The sequence below is a fragment of the Lentibacillus sp. genome, from assembly GCF_035301925.1.
Classification (GTDB): Bacteria; Bacillota; Bacilli; order Bacillales; family Amphibacillaceae; genus Lentibacillus.
Genome location: NZ_DATGTI010000117.1, coordinates 1 through 3700, shown reverse-complemented (window position 1 = coordinate 3700; position 3700 = coordinate 1). Strand labels below are relative to the sequence as shown.

Sequence of the window (3700 nt, the reverse complement as noted above, 5' to 3'; positions counted from 1 at the left end):
AAGAGTGCAAATACCGCACCGGATGTGGCAACCATATCCTCATAAAACACAAGTCTGGTGGCGGGTGCCGCCTTTTGAGCACTTTTAAACGCCCGTGTCAATAACCAGCCTTCATAAGTATCTTCTGTTTCGTTTGTAATTTCCTTCATTGCTTTAATCAGAACAAAGCCATCAACCAGGAGGGAAGCAATCAGCACACCCACGTTCAGCCAAATATTACCGGATTCGGAAGGGTTCTGAAACAGGTGCCAGCCTTCTTTAATGGTTTCATAGGCCATCACCGTAACAACGACAACGGCGACCATACAAAAAATATTGATGACCCTGCCAAATCCTGTGGGAAAACGGTCTGATGGCGGGGTTTCAGCCAGCACACTGCCAAAAAAGACAAATCCCTGGTTAACAGCATCTGCCAGCGAATGCATGGTCGTTGCAAACATGGAGCCGCTCCCGCTGAAAAAAGCGGCAGCACCCTTGATCCCGGCCAGAAATGTATTGCCTAATGCAGCGACACCGGAAGACGTATTTCCCTTTTTAATCCGCTCGATAAATCCCATCATTAGTCCTCCTGTAACGTATATCCCGCACGTAACGGGCATTAACCCGCCAAAAAACAGCGGCTAATTGCCCGTAAATGTCCAGTTCGGGCCTGCACGTTGCAGGTCACAAATACGTTGAACACGACGCCCGATAAATTAGCCTTTGTTCCCTTTCATCAGTGGGGAAAATGCACACCTTTACTTAATAGGTTTCTTTATTGAAAGGATTCTATACATTTAATGGGTCAGCTTCCGGATCACTATCTTTATGCAAAATATCTGATAATTGTTCTGCATTGATGATAGCTTTTGGGGGGATTTTTCCGCACGTTTCGGCCCGAATTTCACCATTAAAAAACTGAGCTTTTTTTAGCTCAGTCATTTTCCTTGATAAACCGTTTGCCGAAATCTTTGAACACAAAATATTTCACCATAAAAAAGCTGGAAAGGAAAGATAGAAACATTGCCAGTCCTTTTGCGATATTATAGCGCATCCAGTTGGGTACAGCTGTGTAATCCAACAGTTCATTTGTACCAAGGAAAACAAGGTTGCTCACTCCAAGGCTGATAAGCCCCTGGATAATAAATAGAATACGCTGGCGGTTACTTCCCTTTGCCGCGCGTTTAAACGTGATATTAGCATTCCAGTAGTAACTGTTGGCCACAGCCAGTGTATAAGCAATTGTGTTATATAATAAAAGTAGGATTCTATCGTCCGTATGGAATAAAATCAATAACAGGTTTAATGTCCCGATATCAATTCCTGCATTGGCAAATCCGATCACACCGAACTGCAAAAATTGCAGGGGACCGCGTTTTTGTTTATGCTGTGCCATGGAACTCCTCTTGTATTCCCTGTTTTCTCAGCTTATCTGTTTCCTGTTTTGAGACCAGATGAATCGATATTATTATGCTTGACTTTCTTTCCCGCTATACTGACGATTTCCTTATAATAATCAAGCACTTGCTTTGATTGGGTATCCCAGCTCATTTCCGCTATGTCATGTCGGGCTTCCTTGGCCAGACGTTTCCGCAATGTTTCATCCGCAAAACGTAATACTGTCTTGGTAAAATCACCCTGTTTGTCCTTGTCATAAAGCAGACCGGTGTGATTGTCCTCAATCTGTTCACACGTCGGGCCGCTTTTGGCAGCAACCAGCGGAAGACCGGATGCCATCGCTTCAGTGATAACCAGCCCGAGCGTTTCGGTCGTTGATGGGAAAACAAAAACGTCCGAGGAGGCATATGCTTTGGCCAACTCTTCCCCGTGCATGAAACCGGTAAATACGGTATTCGTGCCGGCGAAGTGCTTTTCCAATGTCTGACGATGCGGGCCGTCCCCGACAATAGCCAGCACAAATTCATCTGATGCATCCAACACAGATTTGATTTTTTCAATTTCCTTTTCCGGTGCGAGCCGTCCGACAAACAGCAGCAGTTTTTTATCTGACTGGCCATTCGACAGTTTTTCACGCATATCCTTGTCATACTTATCCGGTTGAAACAATTCTGTATCCACGCCGCGCTTCCAGACATGCACATTATAAAAATTCTGTTCCAGCAGTTCTTCTTTCACAGCTTCGGATGTACAAAGGTTCAGCTCCGCCTGATTATGGAGCTTGCGGAAATACCACCATAAAAATCCTTTAAACATTGGCAGATTATAGTAATCCGCATATTTCGGAACCTGTGTATGAAACGAAGCAAGCATTGGATATCCGAGTTTTTTTGCGTAGTATACCCCTGACATCCCGACAAGCGCCGGATTCACTACATGGACAACATCCGGATCATAAGCTTCAAGCATTTTTTTGACTTTCCGCGTCGGCAGGGAGAATTTTTTGGAACGGTAAAGGGGGAGGGTCCTGGCCGGAACCCCATCAATCTTCACGCCTTCAAATTCATCAACACCAAGATCTGGTGCGATCACACGGACTTCGTGACCCTCCCGTTTGAAATATCGGATGCATGCCTTTAATCTTGTTACAACGCCATCTGTAGAAGGTACGAACGTTTCTGTGATTATGGCAATTTTCAATGACGACACTTCCTCAATCGTAAATCTGATCAAACATTGTTATTTCCACGATACTTGCGGCATCACGTTTTCTTCGATGATCCGATCCTTGTGATTGACGACGGTATTGAAGATTTCACGAATCACGTCATCATCAAGCAAATGCGGCTCGAGCCCAAGATCCCGCAGTTTGGTGTTTTCGGCATGGAAATAGTGTTCTTCCTGCTCAACGCGCGGATTGTCAAGGTTGGCAACCGTTGTTTCATAGCCTTCTTCCTGTGCCACTTTCTGCACTTTTTCGGCAAGTTCGCCAACAGAAAAATACTCGGTAAATTGGTTGAATACCCGGAATTCACCTTTGTCAGCAGGGTTTTCTGCGGCAATTTCAATGCAACGGACGGTATCCTTAATATTCAGGAATCCACGTGTCTGGCCACCTTTTCCGTATACGGTCAGATCATGTCCGATAGTGGACTGAATGATGAAACGATTTAACGCTGTACCAAATACACCATCATAATCCAGGCGATTCGTGAGCACCGGATCCATTTTCGTCTCATCCGTCTCCAAACCGTAAACAATGCCCTGATTCAGGTCTGTTGCTCTAATACCCCAGATTTTGCAGGCAAACGTAATGTTATGACTGTCATGCACTTTGGAAAGGTGATAAAAAGAACCTGGCTGTTTTGGGAATGGCAGAACGTCTTTCCGTCCCTTGTGCTCGATTTCAATATACCCTTCTTCAATCGGAATATTCGGTGTTCCATATTCACCCATTGTGCCCAGCTTGATCAGATGGCAATCCGGTACAAATTCTTTAATCCCATAAAGAACATTCAGCGTGCCGGTAACATTATTCGTCTGGGTATAGACCGCATGTTCACGGTCAATCATCGAATATGGTGCCGCGCGCTGTTCAGCAAAATGCACAAACGCATCAGGTTTCTCCTGTTTCAAAACTTGGCACAGAAAATCATAATGAGTCATATCACCATCATAGATACGGATTTCCTTACCGGTCAATTCCTTCCACTTGGCCACACGTTCTTCCAATGTGGCAATCGGTGTCAATGAATTCGAATGCAGCTCATTATCCATTTTTCGACGAACCATATTATCGATAATCGATACATCATGTCCTTGT

At 44.7% G+C, this 3700-nt stretch carries 4 protein-coding genes; all 4 read right to left on the bottom strand.

The window, feature by feature from the left end:
- Positions 1-557: cation diffusion facilitator family transporter (locus VK080_RS10130; RefSeq protein WP_324224654.1), on the bottom strand; the 557-nt coding region annotated here is incomplete at its 3' end.
- Between the two features lie 356 nt (positions 558-913).
- Complete coding sequence (locus VK080_RS10125) at positions 914-1375, bottom strand: GtrA family protein (protein ID WP_324224653.1); 462 nt, start codon at positions 1373-1375, stop codon at positions 914-916.
- 32 nt (positions 1376-1407) lie between these two features.
- Positions 1408-2577, bottom strand: a complete 1170-nt coding sequence (locus tag VK080_RS10120) for a glycosyltransferase family 1 protein (protein ID WP_324224652.1) — start codon at positions 2575-2577, stop codon at positions 1408-1410.
- Positions 2578-2616: 39 nt separating this feature from the next.
- Positions 2617-3700 (bottom strand): NAD-dependent epimerase/dehydratase family protein (locus VK080_RS10115; protein ID WP_324224651.1); only part of this gene is annotated, 1084 nt, incomplete at its 5' end.

Coding starts and splice junctions, on each gene's coding strand:
- VK080_RS10125 (WP_324224653.1), bottom strand. CDS start 1,375: ATGGCACAGCATAAACAAAAACGCGGTCCCCTGCAATTTTTGCAGTTC.